Origin of the sequence: Halovenus halobia (genome assembly GCF_051414135.1) — an archaeon.
GTDB lineage: Archaea > Halobacteriota > Halobacteria > Halobacteriales > Haloarculaceae > Halovenus > Halovenus halobia.
In genome coordinates, this window is the sequence record NZ_JBLKOA010000006.1 from 54,875 (window position 1) to 70,629 (window position 15,755).

14 protein-coding genes and 1 pseudogene are annotated in these 15,755 nt (G+C 61.7%); 10 read left to right on the forward strand and 5 right to left on the reverse strand.

Annotated features, from left to right (window positions below; all coding sequences use genetic code 11):
- The gene (locus ACMGFM_RS13185) at positions 1–1,059 is read right to left on the reverse strand and encodes a sensor histidine kinase (RefSeq protein WP_436903112.1); all 1,059 of its coding nucleotides are present in this window, start codon (positions 1,057–1,059) and stop codon (positions 1–3) included.
- A 3-nt stretch (positions 1,060–1,062) separates the two neighbouring features.
- A complete protein-coding gene (locus ACMGFM_RS13190) occupies positions 1,063–2,628 on the reverse strand; it encodes a methyl-accepting chemotaxis protein (protein ID WP_436903113.1) in 1,566 nt (521 codons plus the stop codon).
- 292 nt (positions 2,629–2,920) lie between these two features.
- On the opposite strand from ACMGFM_RS13190, the gene ACMGFM_RS13195 reads away from it, so the two are divergent.
- From ACMGFM_RS13195 to ACMGFM_RS13230, 8 genes are all read left to right on the forward strand, one after another.
- Complete coding sequence (locus ACMGFM_RS13195; protein WP_436903114.1) at positions 2,921–3,454, forward strand: P-II family nitrogen regulator; 534 nt, start codon at positions 2,921–2,923, stop codon at positions 3,452–3,454.
- A 435-nt stretch (positions 3,455–3,889) separates the two neighbouring features.
- Positions 3,890–5,617: an ammonium transporter gene (locus ACMGFM_RS13200; RefSeq protein WP_436903115.1), complete on the forward strand. Its 1,728-nt coding sequence runs from the start codon at positions 3,890–3,892 to the stop codon at positions 5,615–5,617.
- A gap of 154 nt (positions 5,618–5,771) precedes the next feature.
- Positions 5,772–7,067, forward strand: coding sequence for an ABC transporter substrate-binding protein (locus ACMGFM_RS13205; RefSeq protein WP_436903116.1), 1,296 nt, complete (start codon positions 5,772–5,774; stop codon positions 7,065–7,067).
- Positions 7,068–7,106: 39 nt separating this feature from the next.
- Positions 7,107–8,444 carry a glutamate-1-semialdehyde 2,1-aminomutase gene (gene hemL / locus ACMGFM_RS13210; protein ID WP_436903117.1) on the forward strand — a complete coding sequence of 446 codons (1,338 nt, stop codon included), beginning with the start codon at positions 7,107–7,109 and terminating at the stop codon, positions 8,442–8,444.
- A 2-nt stretch (positions 8,445–8,446) separates the two neighbouring features.
- Positions 8,447–9,322 (forward strand): HVO_0234 family beta-propeller protein, encoded by an 876-nt coding sequence (locus ACMGFM_RS13215; protein WP_436903119.1) that lies wholly within the window; start codon positions 8,447–8,449, stop codon positions 9,320–9,322.
- 32 nt (positions 9,323–9,354) lie between these two features.
- Positions 9,355–10,197, forward strand: coding sequence for a ribose-phosphate diphosphokinase (locus ACMGFM_RS13220; protein WP_436903120.1), 843 nt, complete (start codon positions 9,355–9,357; stop codon positions 10,195–10,197).
- On the forward strand, positions 10,194–11,369 hold the full coding sequence (locus ACMGFM_RS13225; RefSeq protein ID WP_436903121.1) for an MFS transporter: 1,176 nt from the start codon (positions 10,194–10,196) through the stop codon (positions 11,367–11,369). Before ACMGFM_RS13220 ends, ACMGFM_RS13225 begins: the two co-directional genes overlap by 4 nt.
- Before the next feature lie 41 nt (positions 11,370–11,410).
- Entirely contained in the window at positions 11,411–11,719 is a 309-nt protein-coding gene (locus ACMGFM_RS13230) for a putative quinol monooxygenase (protein WP_436903122.1), read from the forward strand.
- Here ACMGFM_RS13230 and ACMGFM_RS13235 read toward each other — a convergent pair whose 3' ends face one another.
- The 3 genes and pseudogenes from ACMGFM_RS13235 to ACMGFM_RS13245 form a co-directional block, all read right to left on the reverse strand.
- Positions 11,720–12,136, reverse strand: a complete 417-nt coding sequence (locus ACMGFM_RS13235; protein ID WP_436903123.1) for an SRPBCC family protein — start codon at positions 12,134–12,136, stop codon at positions 11,720–11,722. It abuts the gene before it with no gap.
- Positions 12,133–12,990, reverse strand: a complete 858-nt coding sequence (locus tag ACMGFM_RS13240) for an MBL fold metallo-hydrolase (protein ID WP_436903124.1) — start codon at positions 12,988–12,990, stop codon at positions 12,133–12,135. The genes ACMGFM_RS13235 and ACMGFM_RS13240 overlap by 4 nt, the downstream gene beginning before the upstream one ends.
- Positions 12,991–13,062: 72 nt before the next feature.
- Positions 13,063–13,478, reverse strand: a pseudogene (locus ACMGFM_RS13245) (MFS transporter); the annotation flags it as partial.
- An 83-nt stretch (positions 13,479–13,561) separates the two neighbouring features.
- Here ACMGFM_RS13245 and ACMGFM_RS13250 point away from each other — a divergent pair.
- Together ACMGFM_RS13250 and ACMGFM_RS13255 are read left to right on the forward strand one after the other, a co-directional pair.
- Positions 13,562–14,575: a TIGR04024 family LLM class F420-dependent oxidoreductase gene (locus ACMGFM_RS13250; protein WP_436903125.1), complete on the forward strand. Its 1,014-nt coding sequence runs from the start codon at positions 13,562–13,564 to the stop codon at positions 14,573–14,575.
- A gap of 39 nt (positions 14,576–14,614) precedes the next feature.
- On the forward strand, positions 14,615–15,751 hold the full coding sequence (locus tag ACMGFM_RS13255) for a site-2 protease family protein (RefSeq protein WP_436903126.1): 1,137 nt from the start codon (positions 14,615–14,617) through the stop codon (positions 15,749–15,751).
- Positions 15,752–15,755: the final 4 nt, after the last annotated feature.

Genomic DNA, 15,755 nt, shown 5'->3' on the forward strand with positions numbered 1-15,755 from the left:
TCACGCCGGGCGCAACACTAACCGAACGACCGTCCAGCCATCCACGCGGTCGTATTCGAGGTGGCCGTCACAGACCTCGGCCGTGCAGCGAGCCAGCCAGAGACCCAGCCCGGTGCCGTGCTGAAGCTGGGTGATCTGGCCGTCGGCGAAGACAGGTTCGCGCTCGGAGTCGGGGATTCCGGGGCCGTTGTCGGCAATTTCGACGACAGCCCGTTTGGCCTCGTACCCACCGCTGACGCACACTGTTGGGTCATCGTTGTCGTTGTGAGCAAGTCCGTTTTCGATCAGCGCTTCGAGTGCCGTCGAGAGTTCAGGCACTACCAGCAGTTGGAGGCGGTCAGGAAGCTCCACTTCGACCGTTCCCGTGGTGTGACCCCGGATTTCTTCAGCAGCGTCGGCACAGATCGGCACAACATCACGGGGTTCTGGCTGGCGGTCGTTGGTCAGCAGCCCTTCCAGCGTCTGGGCCTCTTTCCCGATGCTCGCGAGTTCGTGCGCGTGTTTCTCGATCGTCGCTGCTCGTGACTGGACAGTCTCGCGGTCGGCGTCAGCTTCGAGCAACTGTGCTGTCCCGAGGATGACCGAGAGTTCGTTCCGGAGATTGTGCCGGAGAATGCGGTGAATCACCTTGATGTGGCGTTCGTAGGTTCGCTGTTCGGTGATGTCAGAGTAGATAGCAAAGCCAAAACGGCGGCCATCTTCGCGCTCGTAGGGAACCCCACGGTAGAGAAACTCCCGGAGTCCGGTCGCCGTACGACGGCGGACAATCGCGTGGTTGGATTTGCCGGCGGCCGTCCGCTCGTCAAACGCGTTCGCGTCGGTGTCGTGCGACTCCGGGATGATGTAGTCGTTGAGTGACTCGCCGAGCACCTGCTCGCTGTCGTAGCCAAAGATCTCCTCGAAGGCAGGATTGACAGCCCGGACGATTGGTGTCGTGTCGACGAATTCGAGTTCGATGACCGCGTCGCCGATCAGGTCGAAGAGATGACCAAAACGGTCTGACGTGCCGTCACTCTGGTGAGGTGGTTGACCACCGCGCGTGTTGTCGGGTGGGTCCATCGGTCAATCACCGCGGGGAGAGACAGGAGTGCTCGTCGCGGGGAGCGGGCGTGGCGGTGCAGAGCCCGTGGGTGAGCTCCGCAGCGTGAGTTCTCGATTCGGTCCGTCGCCAGTCAGTTCGAGCACCTGGTCGGCCGCCCCGGCGTAGAAGGCACCAAAACTCTCGTCGACGGTCCGCTCGTCTACGACGTTACAGACCGTATCGGCGGGATTGAACACCGTCGAATCGTTCTCGTAGCGGGCCTGCCGGGCCTGCTCCTCACCGAGCAGCGCGATTTCGCCAGCGATGTTGCCGACGATTAGTAGCGGTTTGTCCCGACGCGTGGCCGTTTCTCTGTTCACATCGGCGAGCGAACTGGCGCGCATGTCGAAGATATTGCGCTCGCTCGTCCACTCGTCGAACATATCCAGCACGAACAGTCGGTCCGTAGCCAGCGCGTCGGAGAGGCTGGAGCCGTGACTGGCCAGGCCCTCAGACAGGTCCTGACGGGACATGGCCTCGGGCGGCGTCACAGAAACTGCGTAGCCAGCCGACAGCGCCGACGCACACAGTGTCGCGACAACGTCGACGACGGGTGAATCGTGCTGGATGACACTCTGGCCGCCCAGCAGGAGTCCCCCGTCAGTCGCCTCGTCGAGCGGGTCGAGTCCGGTCGGGATACGGTCGATATCGGTGACCGACAGCGCAGGCGTCGCCTCGGTCAGCGCGTCGTCGATTTCTTCGAGCATCGCGGTCTGCTCGGCGCGGAACTGGTCAATAGCATCGACCGTCGTCGTCATCTCGGTCGCTCGCTCGGCGGCCGTCGTGCAGCGGTCCATCACTGACTGGCTCACTCTGGCCTGTTCGTCGGTTGCCTCGGAGACGGCAGTGACGTCAGTGGCGGTCTCCTCGATAGCGTCCGCGACAGCGCCGAGTTTGTCGAGGGCGCGTTCTACCTCGTCGGAGCTCTGTTCAACCTCGACCAGGGCGGCGTCGAGTTCACTGTCGGTCGAATCCGCCGCCGAGCGCAGGTCGGACAGGACGGCATCAATCTCGTCGGCGTATTCTTGGGACTCGGCTGCCAGTGCCTCGATTTCGTCTGCAACGACTGCGAATCCGTCACTGTTGTCCGCACGCGCGGCTTCGATGGAAGCGTTCAACGCGAGCATGTTCGTCTGCTCAGCGATTCGAGTAATCCCTGACAGCGCCGATTCGATTTCGTCGATACGGTCGAGCAGGGATTGTAGCTCCGTCCGCACATCGGACATCTGTCCGTGGATGTTGTCCATTCGCTCAGTTGCCTGACGGGCTGCTTCGTCGCCCTCTTCAGCGCGGGCTGCTGCCGTCTGTGAGCGATTCTCGACCTGTTCCGCGCTGGCTGCAATCTCCTCGATAGTGGCACTAAGCTCAGAGACTGCGTCAGCAACATCGGTCATCTCTGTTTCTTGCTGGTTCGCCCGGTCGAGTAGTTGCTGCAGTCGGGTATCGACCGATTCTGAGGTCGTCCGAACGACCTGTACTGCGCCCTGTGCGTTGACTAGCGTCCGCCGGTCCGTGTCGTCGATGTGCGATGAGGTTTCGTCGTCCATAGTGTATTTGAGTTAATTTATTTACAGTACCCAACAAGTTCCTGAAAATTTAATTCTGTGACAATATAGTTCGTGCACGTTATTATATTACTGCCATATTTAACACTTCCTCAAATTTTGATTCAGGCACCTTATATCGTACATTGTGGTTTCAGCGACACGATAGCGGCGCAGTGGTCATCGAGCCAATGTTTATTGACACATGTGTACACGAACAGACAAGGATGCAACCGAATCCACGGTTATTTGGAGACATATTGGTCAAACATGGACAACGTGAGGAAGTGAAGAGATGAGACAGACACTCAGCGCCAGTCTCGGGGCGTCGGTGCCGGAAGCGGTTGTCGTCGTGGCTGCTGGACTCTGGGCAGTGCTTGGGCTCGTCGGCCTGTGGACACTCGCGAGAGTTACTCACAATGCTGTCGACCAGCCGCGGCAGCCAGCAACAGACGGCGGGGTGGACGGCAGGGGTGACGTCGACAGCGGTATCGAGATGGTTGTCGCCTACATTCGACCCGACAAACTCGGGGACGTCAAGCGGGGTCTCGCAGAAGCGAGCACGCCGTCGATAACAGTCTCGAGTGTCTCTGGACGTGGCTCACAGCCACCGAAAAAGAGCCAGTGGCGCGGTGAGGAGTACAGTGTCGACCTCCACAGACGAGTCAAAGTCGAGTGTGTCGTCGCCGATGTCCCAACGAAACGGGTGGTCGACGCGATTGCAGACACAGCATACACGGGTGAGCCCGGCGACGGGAAGATTTTCGTCCTCCCGGTTCAGGACGCGCGGCAGATTCGCACTGGTGACCGTGGCCCCGAGGCAGTCTGACTGCACACCCACTTTTTCTCGACCGAGGTAGACAAACGTCGATTAGTGTCCAAGGAATCCGAATTCTGTCGTCTGAAGAGCGTTACGTACAATATCTGCCGAGATAGCACCGGAACACGATGATCTCTGCGACCCCACTGCCGCCCACACCACCGCGAGCAAGACTCTCCGGGTGGTTGGGGCGGAATCTGACCAGACATTTGTCCGAAATGAACGGACAAACGGCCATATTTTTGAACGGTATATAACCTTATATTCATTGTATCGTGGCATACATTGGTCATTCATCCAGATATTCGGCGAAATTATACCCACCTTCAAGCCAACTCTTATATGTAGAGATTACGCACACTCTGGCGTGATACGAATTACAGACGCGCAGCAATCGCGGAATTTGTTGGACAGCTTCGGAGCCAACACGGAGGTAAACAAACAATGATAGACTCACTGCTGCTCGAAACTGGTGTATCGCTCAGCGAAACCCAAACTGCGGTTGGAGAAGTGGCTACGGCGGTCAACCAGACCTGGGTTCTGACAGTAACGTTCCTCATTTTCTTCATGCACGCGGGCTTCGCAATGCTCGAATCCGGGCAGGTCCGCTCGAAAAACGTCGCGAACCAGCTCACCAAGAACCTGCTGACGTGGGCAATTGGTGTGACGGCGTTCTTCCTGATAGGTATCGGATTCGCGAACGTGATGGCCGGTAACGGCTTCGCAGCCGGCGCCCCGTTCATGGATAACGGCGGCGCAGCATCGCAGTACATCGGCTGGCTCTACGGCGCAGTCTTCGCGATGACGGCTGCGACGATTGTCTCCGGAGCAGTCGCGGGGCGTGCTCGACTGCGTGCGTACGTCCTCTACACCATCCTGCTCTCCGCAGTCATCTACCCGATGGTCATTGCGATGACGTGGACGCCGGCAACGAGCCTCATCGAAGAGGTCACCGGCGTCGGCTTCGCTGACTTCGCAGGCGGGATGATTGTCCACGGTATGGGCGGTATCGCCGGCCTGACTGCGGCCGCAATCCTTGGCCCACGGATGGACAAATACGATAGTGACGGCAGCGCAAACATCATTCCGGGCCACTCACTGACGTTCGCCGTGCTCGGAACGCTGATTCTGGCCTTCGGCTGGTTCGGCTTCAATGTCGGGACCGCCGCAGGAATCGGTCTCCCAGGAGAAGGAGAGACCGTCGCAGCAATCGCGAACAACGGTGAAGTACTCGGTCGTGTCGCCATGACGACGACGCTCGCAATGGCGATGGGTGCAGTCGGTGCCGGAACCGTCTCGGTACTCAAAAACGGCAAAGTCGACTCGCTGTACGTCGCAAACGGTCTGCTCGCCGGCCTGGTCGGCATCACGGCAATTCCAAACACCACGGTCTGGTGGGGCGCACTGCTCGTCGGCGCACTCGCCGGCATTCAGCTCCCGATTGTCTTCGATTTCGTCCAGCATCGACTCAAAATCGACGACGTCTGCGCAGTCTTCCCAGTTCACGGAAGCGCAGGGGTGCTCGGCACGCTGCTGTTCCCGTTCGTCGCAACCAGCAGTGCACTCGGCAGCACCTCAATGATTGACGCCTTCATTGCACAGCTCTTCGGTGTCTTCATCATCACGCTGTGGACGGTTACCGCAACGGCGCTCATCTGGGGCGGACTCAAAATGGCCGGCCAGGCACGCGTCACCAAAGAACACGAGCAGGAAGGCCTCGACATCTCCGAACACGGCGTCGAGACGTACCCCGAGTTCGGTGACCCAAGTGTCGCAACGGACGGCGGACTCGACACCCACGACCTGCGACCTGACGGCGGCACCGGCAGCGGCATCGAGATGGTCGTCGGCTACATCCGACCAGACAAACTCGGCGATGTCAAGAAAGGACTCTCGGAAGCTGAGGCCCCATCGCTGACGGTCACGAACGTCTCCGGCCGCGGCTCACAGCCAGCGAAGAAAGGCCAGTGGCGCGGTGAGGAGTACAGCGTCGACCTCCACCAGAAGGTCAAAATCGAGTGTGTCGTCGCCGATGTCCCGACCGACGACGTGGTCGAGGCCATCGCAGAGGCCGCAAGCACCGGCGAACCCGGTGACGGCAAGGTCTTCGTGATGCCCGTCGAGGACGCACTCCAGATCCGAACCGGCAAGCGCGGCACCGAAGCAGTATAACGCAGCCTCGCTGAGCCACGTCTTTTATTTTTCGCCCAAGAAGACAGTCAGCGTCAGCTACGGAAAATGTATTATTACAGGCGAAATACTCTTGTAGTAGTTAGGAATGAGTGACCAGAGTACAGGAGTATCGCGACGCGCGGTGCTCGGTTCAGTGGGGACTGCAGGGGCCGTAACGCTCGCAGGGTGTGGAGTGCTGTCGAGTGACCAGACAGAAAGCGACGACAGCGGAATTACGCTCGGGGTAGCGATTCCGGAAGATGGCCGGTGGGCCAACGAAGGCCAACTGCTCCAGGCGGGGTATCTGCTGGCGACACAGCATCTCAACTCGGGAGTAGGGCCGATGGTCGCCGACGGAGAGTACGAACCACCCTTCGGCGAACTCGGCGGTGGACTGCTCGGTGAGACGGTCGAGTTAGCGGTTGCTAACACGACTTCGACCGCCGAAGGAGCGCAGCAGGCAGTCGGAGAGCTCGCCGAAAAGGACGCGACAGCCATCATTGGCGGCGGCTCTCCGGCCGAGGGAGTGGGACTACAGACGGCCGCGGCCGAGGAAGAACTCGTCTACATGAGCGGGTTCACGCCGACAAATCAGTTGGGCGGTAGCGAGTGTTCTCGCTTTGGCTTCAACGGAGTATACAACTCGCGGCTGGCCGTCGACGCGCTCGGGACGGTTATGCCGGAGTTTCTCCCCGAGACGGAGCGCACGTTCGCACAGGTGTATCCAGAGAGTAACTTCGGCGAAGAGTTGCTCAGCACCGTACAGAATCGTCTCAGCGAAACGACGCGGTTCAGGGAAAACAGAGACTTTGCGACGCAGGTCGGCGCTGGCGGCTACACCGACACCCTGGAGGACGTACTCTCGACGCAGGTGTCCCTCATCGTGTTGAATTTCACGGGCCTGAACGGCGCAATCGCGTTGCGGGACCTCGCCGAACTCGCCGAAGAGCGCGGCCGGGAGGATATCTACGCCATCGTGCCCGTCATGTCCCGGGAACTGCTGCGCAACGCTGGCGATGCGCTGAGCATCAACGGCAACCGTGTGCTCGGGACAGTGCCGTGGACACCGGAGTTCGAGGACCCGTTCAGCAGCCGGTTCATCGACAGTTGGGCGGACGCGGACGTCGCCAGCGAACTCGACGCGCCGGAGGTGCCGTCGGCACTGAGCTATCTCGCGTACGTCCAGCTGTACCAGTACGCTGGTGCGGTCGAACGTGCTGGCAGCACCAACCCCGACGACGTAATTGCGGAGCTGGAAGGCCAGGAGTTCAGCATCAGTCCCGGGACGACGACGATGCGAGCCTGCGACCATCAGGCAATCCAGCCCGTTCCTGTCGTAGAGGGGCTACCAGATATCCGCCAGAGTCCTGGCGAGTACACCTCACTCGTGGAAACCGCCAGCGTGGCCTACGACTGTGACAGCGGGCCGGCGAGCAACTGCGAGCTGTAGGACGGTAGATTCTTTCGCGCCGCGGCCAAACGACCGCGTATGAACCACGAGCAGTCTCGGTCGCTGTACGACCGCGCGCTTTCGGTCCTGCCCGGCGGTGTCAACTCGTCTGTTCGCGCGACACAGCCGTACCCCTTCTTCATCGAGCGAGGTGACGGCGGAGAGATCATCGACGCTGACGGCAACAAGTACATCGACTTCGTGATGGGCTACGGGCCGCTTTTGCTGGGCCACAGCCTGCCCGAACCGGTCCAGTCGTCGGTCCAACAGCACGCCAGTCAGGGACCGATGTACGGCGCACCGACCGAAGTTGAGGTCGAACTCGCAGAGTTCGTCGCCCGACACGTCCCGAGCGTCGAAATGACGCGCTTCGTCAACAGCGGCACCGAAGCAACTGTGTCTGCGGTGCGACTCGCCCGCGCTTACACCGGCCGTGACAAGATTGTCGTCATGCAGGGCGGTTACCACGGCGCACAGGAATCGACGCTGGTCGAGGGCTCGGGCACGGACACACACCCGTCCAGCCCGGGGATTCCGGACTCTTTCGCCGAACATACCCTGACAGTGCCGTTCAACGACGAGGAGGCAATCCACGAGGTATTCGAGCACCACGGCGACGAGATTGCGGCGGTGATGACCGAGCCGATTCTCGGCAACTACGGCATCGTCCACCCAATCGACGGCTATCACGAGACGCTGCGAGACCTGACCGACGAGCACGACTCACTGCTGATTTTCGACGAAGTGATCACCGGCTTCCGTGTCGGCGGACTGCAGTGCGCACAAGGGAAATTGGGCGTTACACCCGACATCACGACCTTTGGCAAAATCGTCGGCGGCGGCTTCCCGGTTGGCGCAATCGGCGGTCGCTCGGAGATTATCGAGAACTTCACGCCTGCCGGTGATGTGTTCCAGTCCGGCACCTTCTCGGGTCATCCCGTGACGATGGCCGCTGGACTCGAAACGCTGCGATACGCCGCCGAGAACGATGTCCACGAACACGTCAACGAACTCGGCGAAAAGCTCCGCTCGGGGCTGACCGACATTCTGGCCGACCAAGCCCCAGAGTACACCGTCGTCGGGACCGACAGTATGTTCAAGACGGTCTTCACTCGTGAGGGGCCGAGCAACCGCGATGGGCACTGCGAGGCAGGCTGTACACAGCAGGAATCCTGCTCGCGGTACGACTACTGCCCGAAAAACGGGATGGACGTGAAACAGACCGAGACCGACCGCTGGGAACGACTCTTCTGGCAAGGTATGAAAGAGGAGGGGGTCTTTCTCACTGCGAACCAATTCGAGTCACAGTTTATCTGTAACGCGCATACAGAGTCAGATATCGAGACGGCACTGGAAGCGTACAAGGCCGTCCTGTAGCTATGACACCACCCGAAACTGACGACGACGACGCAGAGGATGGAGACAGCGCAGATGACGAACGACTGCTGTTCGGCGAGCGCCGCGAGGAGACGACACTCCTTGCCGGCAGTGACCTCGGCGTGACACAGATTGCTGTGGCCGCCGCACAGGTCGGGCAGTTCTCGCTGCTCGAACGCTGTGCAGTACGGGACATCGCAGCCGACGACTCGACAGTTATCGTTGCGACTGACGAGGACGTGTTTCACCAGACGAGCGACGGACTGCAGTCACTCGGGTTCGGTCCCGCCGAGGCCGTCGGCATCGACGCCGACTGGGTCTACGCGGCGGACGCCGACCGCGTTGCCAGACGAGCGCGGACAGACGTAGAGACAGCGACCGACGACGACTGGGAGACAGTCGGGGCTGTCGATGAGCCGAGACGGTTCGTTGGGAATCTGCTCGCGGCCGAAACTCTCGTTCGGGTTGATGACGAACTCGAATCGCTCGGGCTCGGAGGCGTACACGACCTCTCGCAAGATGGCACACTCGCCGCGACAGAAACTGGGTTGTACGAGCGCCGCGACGGCGAGTATCACCAACTGCTCGACGGAGCGGCAACCGCAGTTGTCGCCGAGGGCGAGCGAGCACACGCGGTTGTGGATGGCCACCTCTACGAGCGCGAGGGCAACGGCTGGGTCGAACAGGAGTTACCCGGCGGCCCAGAGCCAGCCCGTCTCGCGTACGGAGAGACGCTGGTGGTCCTCGACACGGCCGGAACCATCCACGTTGCCGCCGACCCCGAGGTGACCCACGACGGTCACGGCGGCTGGCGGTCCCAGCCCATTGGACTGCGCGGCGTGAGCACACTGGTCGCGCTCGGGCGAGGAAAATCGTAAACTGGTTTAGCGCGGGCGGCGACTCCCCCAACATGATCGTTGCAGGGTCGGCCACACAGGGGCTCGCGGCCGAACTCGCCGCCGAAACAGGTCGGGCGCTCACGCCCGTCTCCTACGAACAGTTCCCGGATGGCGAGCGGAAAGTGCAGGTTACCGCCACGGGCGACCGAGCCGTGGTCGTCGCCTCGACTATTTCCGATGGAGATTGGGTCGAACTCCTCCAGTTGCAGGACGCACTGGCCGAGGCCGGCGTCGAACACGTGACCACAGTCTTGCCGTATATGGGATATGCCCGCCAGGACCAGGCCTTCGAGGACGGCGACCCCGTCTCAGCACGCGCGATGGCACGAGCTATCTCCACGGGAACTGATAGGGTTATCACGGTGAATCCCCACGAGGAGGCCGTCACGGAGTTTTTCGACGTCCCGACGACGACCCTCGACGCCGCCGGGCGACTCGCCACACCGCTTGACGAACTGACCGACCCGCTCTTTCTCTCGCCGGACGCTGGCGCAATCGAACTGGCAGAGACGGTTCGAGACGCCTACGGCCGCGGAGCGGTCGACCACTTCGAGAAGACGCGCCACTCCGGCACCGACGTCGAAATCGAACCCAGCGAGGCCGCGGTCGACGGCCGAGATGTCGTACTGGTCGACGACATCGTCGCCACTGGGTCGACAATGAGCGAGTCCGTCGCCGTCTTGAACGCGCGTGAGGCGAACAATGTCATCGTCACCTGCGTCCATCCGCTGTTGGTCAGCAACGCCCGGCTGAAACTGGCCCGGGCCGGTGTCGAGACGGTTTATGGAACCGATACAATCGAGCGTGGCGTCAGCGAAGTGAGCGTCGCGCCGGCAGTCGCTGACGTGCTGTGACGGCCCGACTCGCCTACAAGAACCGGATGCTGCTGGTGCTCGTGCTCGGCTGGTCAGCACTGCAGTGTGGCCGGTTTCTGTTGCCGCCCCTGCTCCCGCGAATCACGGAGACGCTCTCCTTTTCGCCGGCCGGTATCGGCGCGGCACTGACTGCCTTCGGACTGGTGTACGCCGCCGTCCAGTATCCCAGTGGCACCTACTCCGACGAACTCTCTCGAGCCACGCTGATTGTCCCCGGCTTTGTCGTGCTCGTGATTGGGTTCAGCGCCATCGCGCTGTCGGTCACCGCCGGCCTGTTCGTCGGGGCTGTCGTGGTCCTCGGTGTCGGAAAAGGACTGTTCGCCAGCCCGTCACGGGCGCTTTTGGGTGACCTGTTCACTGCACGCCGGGGCCGGGCGCTGGGTATCTACTCCGCCGGCACCGATATCGGCGGGGTGCTCGCCTCGGGACTCGCTGTTGTCGTGCTCACGATTGGTGTCTGGCAATTTGCCTTCCTGCCGGTGATTGTCGTCCTCGCGCTCGTCGGGGTGCTGTACGTGGCCTGGAACCGCGAACGCTACGAGTTCTCGGCGGTCGACCTTGCGCCGGGCGAGACGGCCGGTCGACTGCTCGCAACGCAGGACCAGCGCGAAACGCTCGTCGCCTTCTCGGTGTTTTACTTCTTCGTTGGCGGCCTGACAAACTTTTTCCCGACCCTGCTCGTCGCAGGCGGATTCTCCGAGACAATTGCCGGCGGGAGTTTCGCGCTGCTGTTTGCGGCCGGTATTCTCGCCAAGCCCATCGCCGGTGACCTCTCAGACCGGTTCCCACGACTGTTAGTTGGTATCTGTGGCCTGCTCGTTGCGCTGGCCGGTACCGCACTCGTGCTCCTTGCGCCCTCGTTGCCTCTCGTTCTCGTCGGGACGACGCTGACCGCGCTGGGCTACAAGACGCAGTTCCCAATCGCGGACACGGTGGTGATGGAGGCCGCACCTGACGGGAACATGGGCAGTGACCTCGGCTTGTCACGAGCAGTCTTTCTGACGGCGAACGCGCTCGGGCCGGGATTTGTCGGCGTCGTCGCAGATGTGACAAGCTACACAGTGGCGTTCTGGCTACTCGGCGCGACGCTGCTGGTGAGTATCGGACTGCTCGCCCGGCAGTACCGTCGCCACCGCGGCCAACCTCGTTAGGGACCTGCTTTATTCGGAAACCGGGCGTAGCAACGAACGGAATGTCAGAGTCCGAATACGCGCTCCAGGCGACACTCGAAGCGAAACCAGAGAAGGCCGACGAAGTCAAGGAGTTCCTCGAATCCGCGCTTCCGATGGCCGAGGACGAAGAACAGACGACAACGTGGTTCGCGCTCCAATTCGACGACACAACGTTCGGCATCTTCGACACCTTCCCGAACGAGGAGGGACGACAGGCCCATCTTGACGGCGAGATTGCCGACCAACTGATGGCCAACGCCGACGAACTGCTCGCCGAGGAGCCACAGATCGAAGAGGTCGACGTACTGGCGGCGAAACATTCGGAATAATCAGCGGTCAACGAGGCGCTTTTCGATCCGAGCCAACGCCCGCGAGCAGACGACGGCATAGCCCGCCGCCGCGAGCGGAATCTCGAAGACAACGCGACAGCCCTCGGGTTCGGGTTCGACTCGGTGGCCCGTCGCTGGAATCTTCGCGACGCGCCAGGTCCACCGGCCTGCCCGCTGGTCGGTCGGTGCTCGGCAATCCGTAATCTCGAACGGAATCCACAGCCCACCAGGAATGCGAACTCTCCCGGTCGTTCCCGCCTCGATTCGCTCGGCATCGCAGTCGACGGCCCGCACGCTCGGTCCCCACTCCGGCCACCACTCTGGCGTGACGAGCAACTCCCACGCCCGCTCGGGGGCAACCGGAATCGTCCGGTCGACTTCCAGTCGTCGGCCATCCGGCGTGTTGGCGAGATTCATAACTCGATTTCGAGTCCATCGTGTGCAAACTCGATACCGTCGTAGGCATCGCGCTCTGCGAGCGCCGCGAAGTCGTCGTGGCTCCGGGCGGTGAAGTGCTCGATTTCCGTAAGCAGCGTTCGGTCGGGGTCGACGCGGTCGATGCGGTCTAGCACTTCCTCGTGAGTGAGTTCGTCGTCGAGAAAGGCCAGGTCGGCGTCGGTCAAGATGGGCTCGCCGTCGGGGTCGCGCTCGAAGTAGCCACACTCGAAGACTGCGAGGTCGATTGCCGCAGGCAGGGCTGACTCGTCGAGATATCGGGCGTCGTCGGAGGCAATCAGCAGCGTCTCGTCGCCGCGAGTAATCTCGAAGGCTGTCGCGTCGAGTTCCTCGTCTTCGAGTGCATACGGAATCGAACGAACGGTAGTATCGCCGACGGTGAACGGCCCGTCATCGAGAAATTCCACGTCGAGAAAGTCCTGCTGTCTGAAATGGGAGAGTTGCCCAAAGGAGTCGAGCGTTCGCTCGTAGACAGTCTCAGTCGTCACGAGTGTCGGGCCGCCGGCCGCGATGGCCTCGAGCAGGCCGTCGTGGGCGCTCAGGTCGCGAGACTGGACCAGACGGAGTCCGTTGATGTGGTCAGGGTGCCAGTGGGTGAGAAAGATGTAGTCGAGGTCCGTGATTCGTTCGCGGTTGAGCGCCCTGAAGGCGAACTCTGGGGCGTCGACCATCGCCGAGATATCAGGGAGATACAGCGAATTGCCGCCACGGCTATACGGCGGGCCAGATTCGCGGGCCTGTTCGCAGACAGTACAGGAGCACGTCGGCGTCGGAATGGGCGTGTTCCCGCCCGACCCGAGGACGAGCAGACGCATACCCGTGCTTGGACCGGTCGCGAGTTAGACTTTCGGGGCAACACGGAGCAACAGCCCAACGGGAACGAGCAAGAGCGCGCCGCCGATTGCCGGCCCGAAGACGAAGCCGAGGCCGAAGGCCGCACCGACGAGGCCGAAACCTGTGCCGAAGGTGGCACCGACCTCCACGGCGACGCCAAAGACCAACCACGCGATGCCAGCCACGCCCACCGAGAGCATCAGTATCGGCCGGCGGCCACGCTCGTCTGAGATGGGGCCGAGCATCGGCGCGGCAACGAACTGCGCGAGCGAGTTCGACGCCGCAAGCAGTCCGATAAACACGTCGCTCACGCCGAAGGAACGCACGTAGAAGGGGAGAATTGGGATGATGATCCAAACCCAAGCAAGTCGATGAAAACGATTGCGACGACGACAGCAACGGGACGGCGAGCGCTCGTGGAGAGAGACAGTTCAGTCTCGACACCAGTCCTCGCCTGCCGTGAACTCACAGGCCTCGCTTCGGACCCGAGGAGTATTTTTCCTGTCGACTGGCCACCCACGCTTTTGGTTGGTGGCTGTGTCAGCGCCAGTAATGACAACAGTTCCGTTCGACCTGGTGTTGATGACCGACGACCACGCTGGCATCGACTCGATTGCCGAACAGGCCCAGCGCGCCGAAGCGCATGGATTTGCGAACGTGACGATGGGCGAGACGACTGGCTGGAATATCATCCCGGTGCTGACAGTAATCGCCGAGCGAACCGACGACATTGGTATCACTGACGACGTGCTCTCGCCGTACGCCCGGGCACCAACCGTCTACGGCCAGACGGCGCTGACGATGGACGAAATCACTGACGGCCGGTTTCGGCTGGGGTTGGGAACGAGTTCGCCCGCGCTGGCCGAGCGCTGGCACTGCGGTGAGTTCGACCGGCCACTCCGCCGACTGCGCGAAACTATCGACATCATTCGACAGGTCTCCGAGGGAGAGTCAGTCGTCTACGACGGCGACATCTACGAGATTGATGGGTTGAGTTACGAGCAGTCAGTTCCCGACGAGCCGCCAGCCATCGATGTCGCGGCGCTCGGGCCGAAAGGAACGGAACTGGCCGGCCGGTTCGCCGATGGCTGGGTGCCCCAACTGTTCACCAACGATGGACTCCGCGACCGGCTCGGAGACCTCCGCCGGGGCGCAGAACTCGGCGAGCGCTCAGCCGAGGAAATACGCGTAAGCCCAATAATTCGGACCTTCGCCAGCGAAGACCCAGACCGTGCCCGGTCGATTGCCAGCCAGATGCTTTCCTTTCTCATCGGCGCGTACGGCCCCTTCTACGGCAACTCCGTCGCCGAGCAGGGCTACGAGGACGAGGTGGCAGAAATCCGTGAGCTGTGGGAGCAGCGAGACACGGCAGCGATGGCCGAGGCGTTGCCCGACGAGTTGCTCGACTCGGTCGCTGCCGTCGGCACCCCTGAACAGGTGCGCTCAAAGCTGGAAGCCTTCGCCGAGATTGACGGCGTCGACGCGATTCGCATGGGCTTCGTTGCCGGGATGAGCCAGGAAGACAAGGTTGCCACGATGGAAGCAGTCGAGCCGTTGGTTGAGTAAGTCCCAAAGACATACTTGCGGGCCAGACCTCCAGTGTGTATGTCATCGTACAATTATACGATCCTCCACATCTGGGGGATCCCTATCAGGGTCAATATTTCGCTGTTGGTCTTTCTCCCCATACTGGCCTTTCTCATCGGCAGCGGCGAGCAAATCGGTGCGTACTCGTCGCTAATTACGAGCCTGACCTCTGCAACAGTCGACCCGGCAGCGCTGTCGGGGCCGAACGACCGGTGGATAATCGGGACAGTCTCGGCACTCGCGCTGTTCGGCAGCGTCACCTTCCACGAACTCGGCCACGCGTGGGCCGCGATGCGCTACGATATCGAAGTTGAATCGATTACGCTGTGGCTACTCGGCGGACTCGCAAGTCTCTCCAGCATGCCCGACGAGTGGAACCGTGAACTCGTGATTGCAATTGCCGGCCCGGCAGCGAGTATCCTGCTTGCGGCAGGCGCGTTCGCAGCAGTGGTTGTCGTCCCCGCCTCCGCAACACTGGCCGTCTACTGTCTGGGGTTTCTCTGCGTGATGAACATCCTGCTTGCCGTGTTCAACATGTTGCCAGCGTTCCCGATGGACGGCGGCCGCGTGCTGCGAGCACTGCTCGCACGTAACCGCTCGTACGTTAGCGCGACCCGGACGGCTGCGAGTGTTGGCTCACTCTTTGCGCTGCTCTTTGTGGGTATCGGGATCTATACGTTTAGCCCGCTGTTGCTCATCCTTGCGCTGTTCATCCACGTCTCGGCGAGCAGCGAATCTCGGTCGGTCGTTGTCGCCGGGTTGCTCTCGGGGCTGACCATCGCAGACCTGGTCGGTGACGAGGAGCCACTTCCTGCTGACAGCACCGTCGAGGCGGCGCTCGACAGGCTGTTCGTGAGTCGGCGGAGTGAACTGGCCGTCGTTGACGACTATGGCGAAATTATCGGGGTCGTCACCACGGGTGACCTGCGCTCGGTGCCGACAGAGTCCTACGCGAGCACCGCTGTTGGCGAGGTAGCGACGCGTGACCTCCCACGGCTCGACGGCCGGTCTGACGCCATCGACGGACTGACCGTACTCTCTGGACGTGAGACGCCCGTCGCGCTCGTCGAGTGGGATGGCGAACCGGTCGGAGTCGTTTCGCGAGAGGATTTCGCGAGTGCACTACGGATGCGACGAGACGCCGAACCCTTCTGAGCGA

Coding starts and splice junctions, on each gene's coding strand:
- ACMGFM_RS13250 (WP_436903125.1), top strand. CDS start 13,562: ATGACAACAGTTCCGTTCGACCTGGTGTTGATGACCGACGACCACGCT.
- ACMGFM_RS13185 (WP_436903112.1), bottom strand. CDS start 1,059: ATGGACCCACCCGACAACACGCGCGGTGGTCAACCACCTCACCAGAGT.
- ACMGFM_RS13200 (WP_436903115.1), top strand. CDS start 3,890: ATGATAGACTCACTGCTGCTCGAAACTGGTGTATCGCTCAGCGAAACC.
- ACMGFM_RS13255 (WP_436903126.1), top strand. CDS start 14,615: ATGTCATCGTACAATTATACGATCCTCCACATCTGGGGGATCCCTATC.
- ACMGFM_RS13240 (WP_436903124.1), bottom strand. CDS start 12,990: ATGCGTCTGCTCGTCCTCGGGTCGGGCGGGAACACGCCCATTCCGACG.
- ACMGFM_RS13215 (WP_436903119.1), top strand. CDS start 8,447: ATGACACCACCCGAAACTGACGACGACGACGCAGAGGATGGAGACAGC.
- ACMGFM_RS13195 (WP_436903114.1), top strand. CDS start 2,921: ATGAGACAGACACTCAGCGCCAGTCTCGGGGCGTCGGTGCCGGAAGCG.
- ACMGFM_RS13220 (WP_436903120.1), top strand. CDS start 9,355: ATGATCGTTGCAGGGTCGGCCACACAGGGGCTCGCGGCCGAACTCGCC.
- ACMGFM_RS13235 (WP_436903123.1), bottom strand. CDS start 12,136: ATGAATCTCGCCAACACGCCGGATGGCCGACGACTGGAAGTCGACCGG.
- ACMGFM_RS13190 (WP_436903113.1), bottom strand. CDS start 2,628: ATGGACGACGAAACCTCATCGCACATCGACGACACGGACCGGCGGACG.
- ACMGFM_RS13230 (WP_436903122.1), top strand. CDS start 11,411: ATGTCAGAGTCCGAATACGCGCTCCAGGCGACACTCGAAGCGAAACCA.
- hemL (WP_436903117.1), top strand. CDS start 7,107: ATGAACCACGAGCAGTCTCGGTCGCTGTACGACCGCGCGCTTTCGGTC.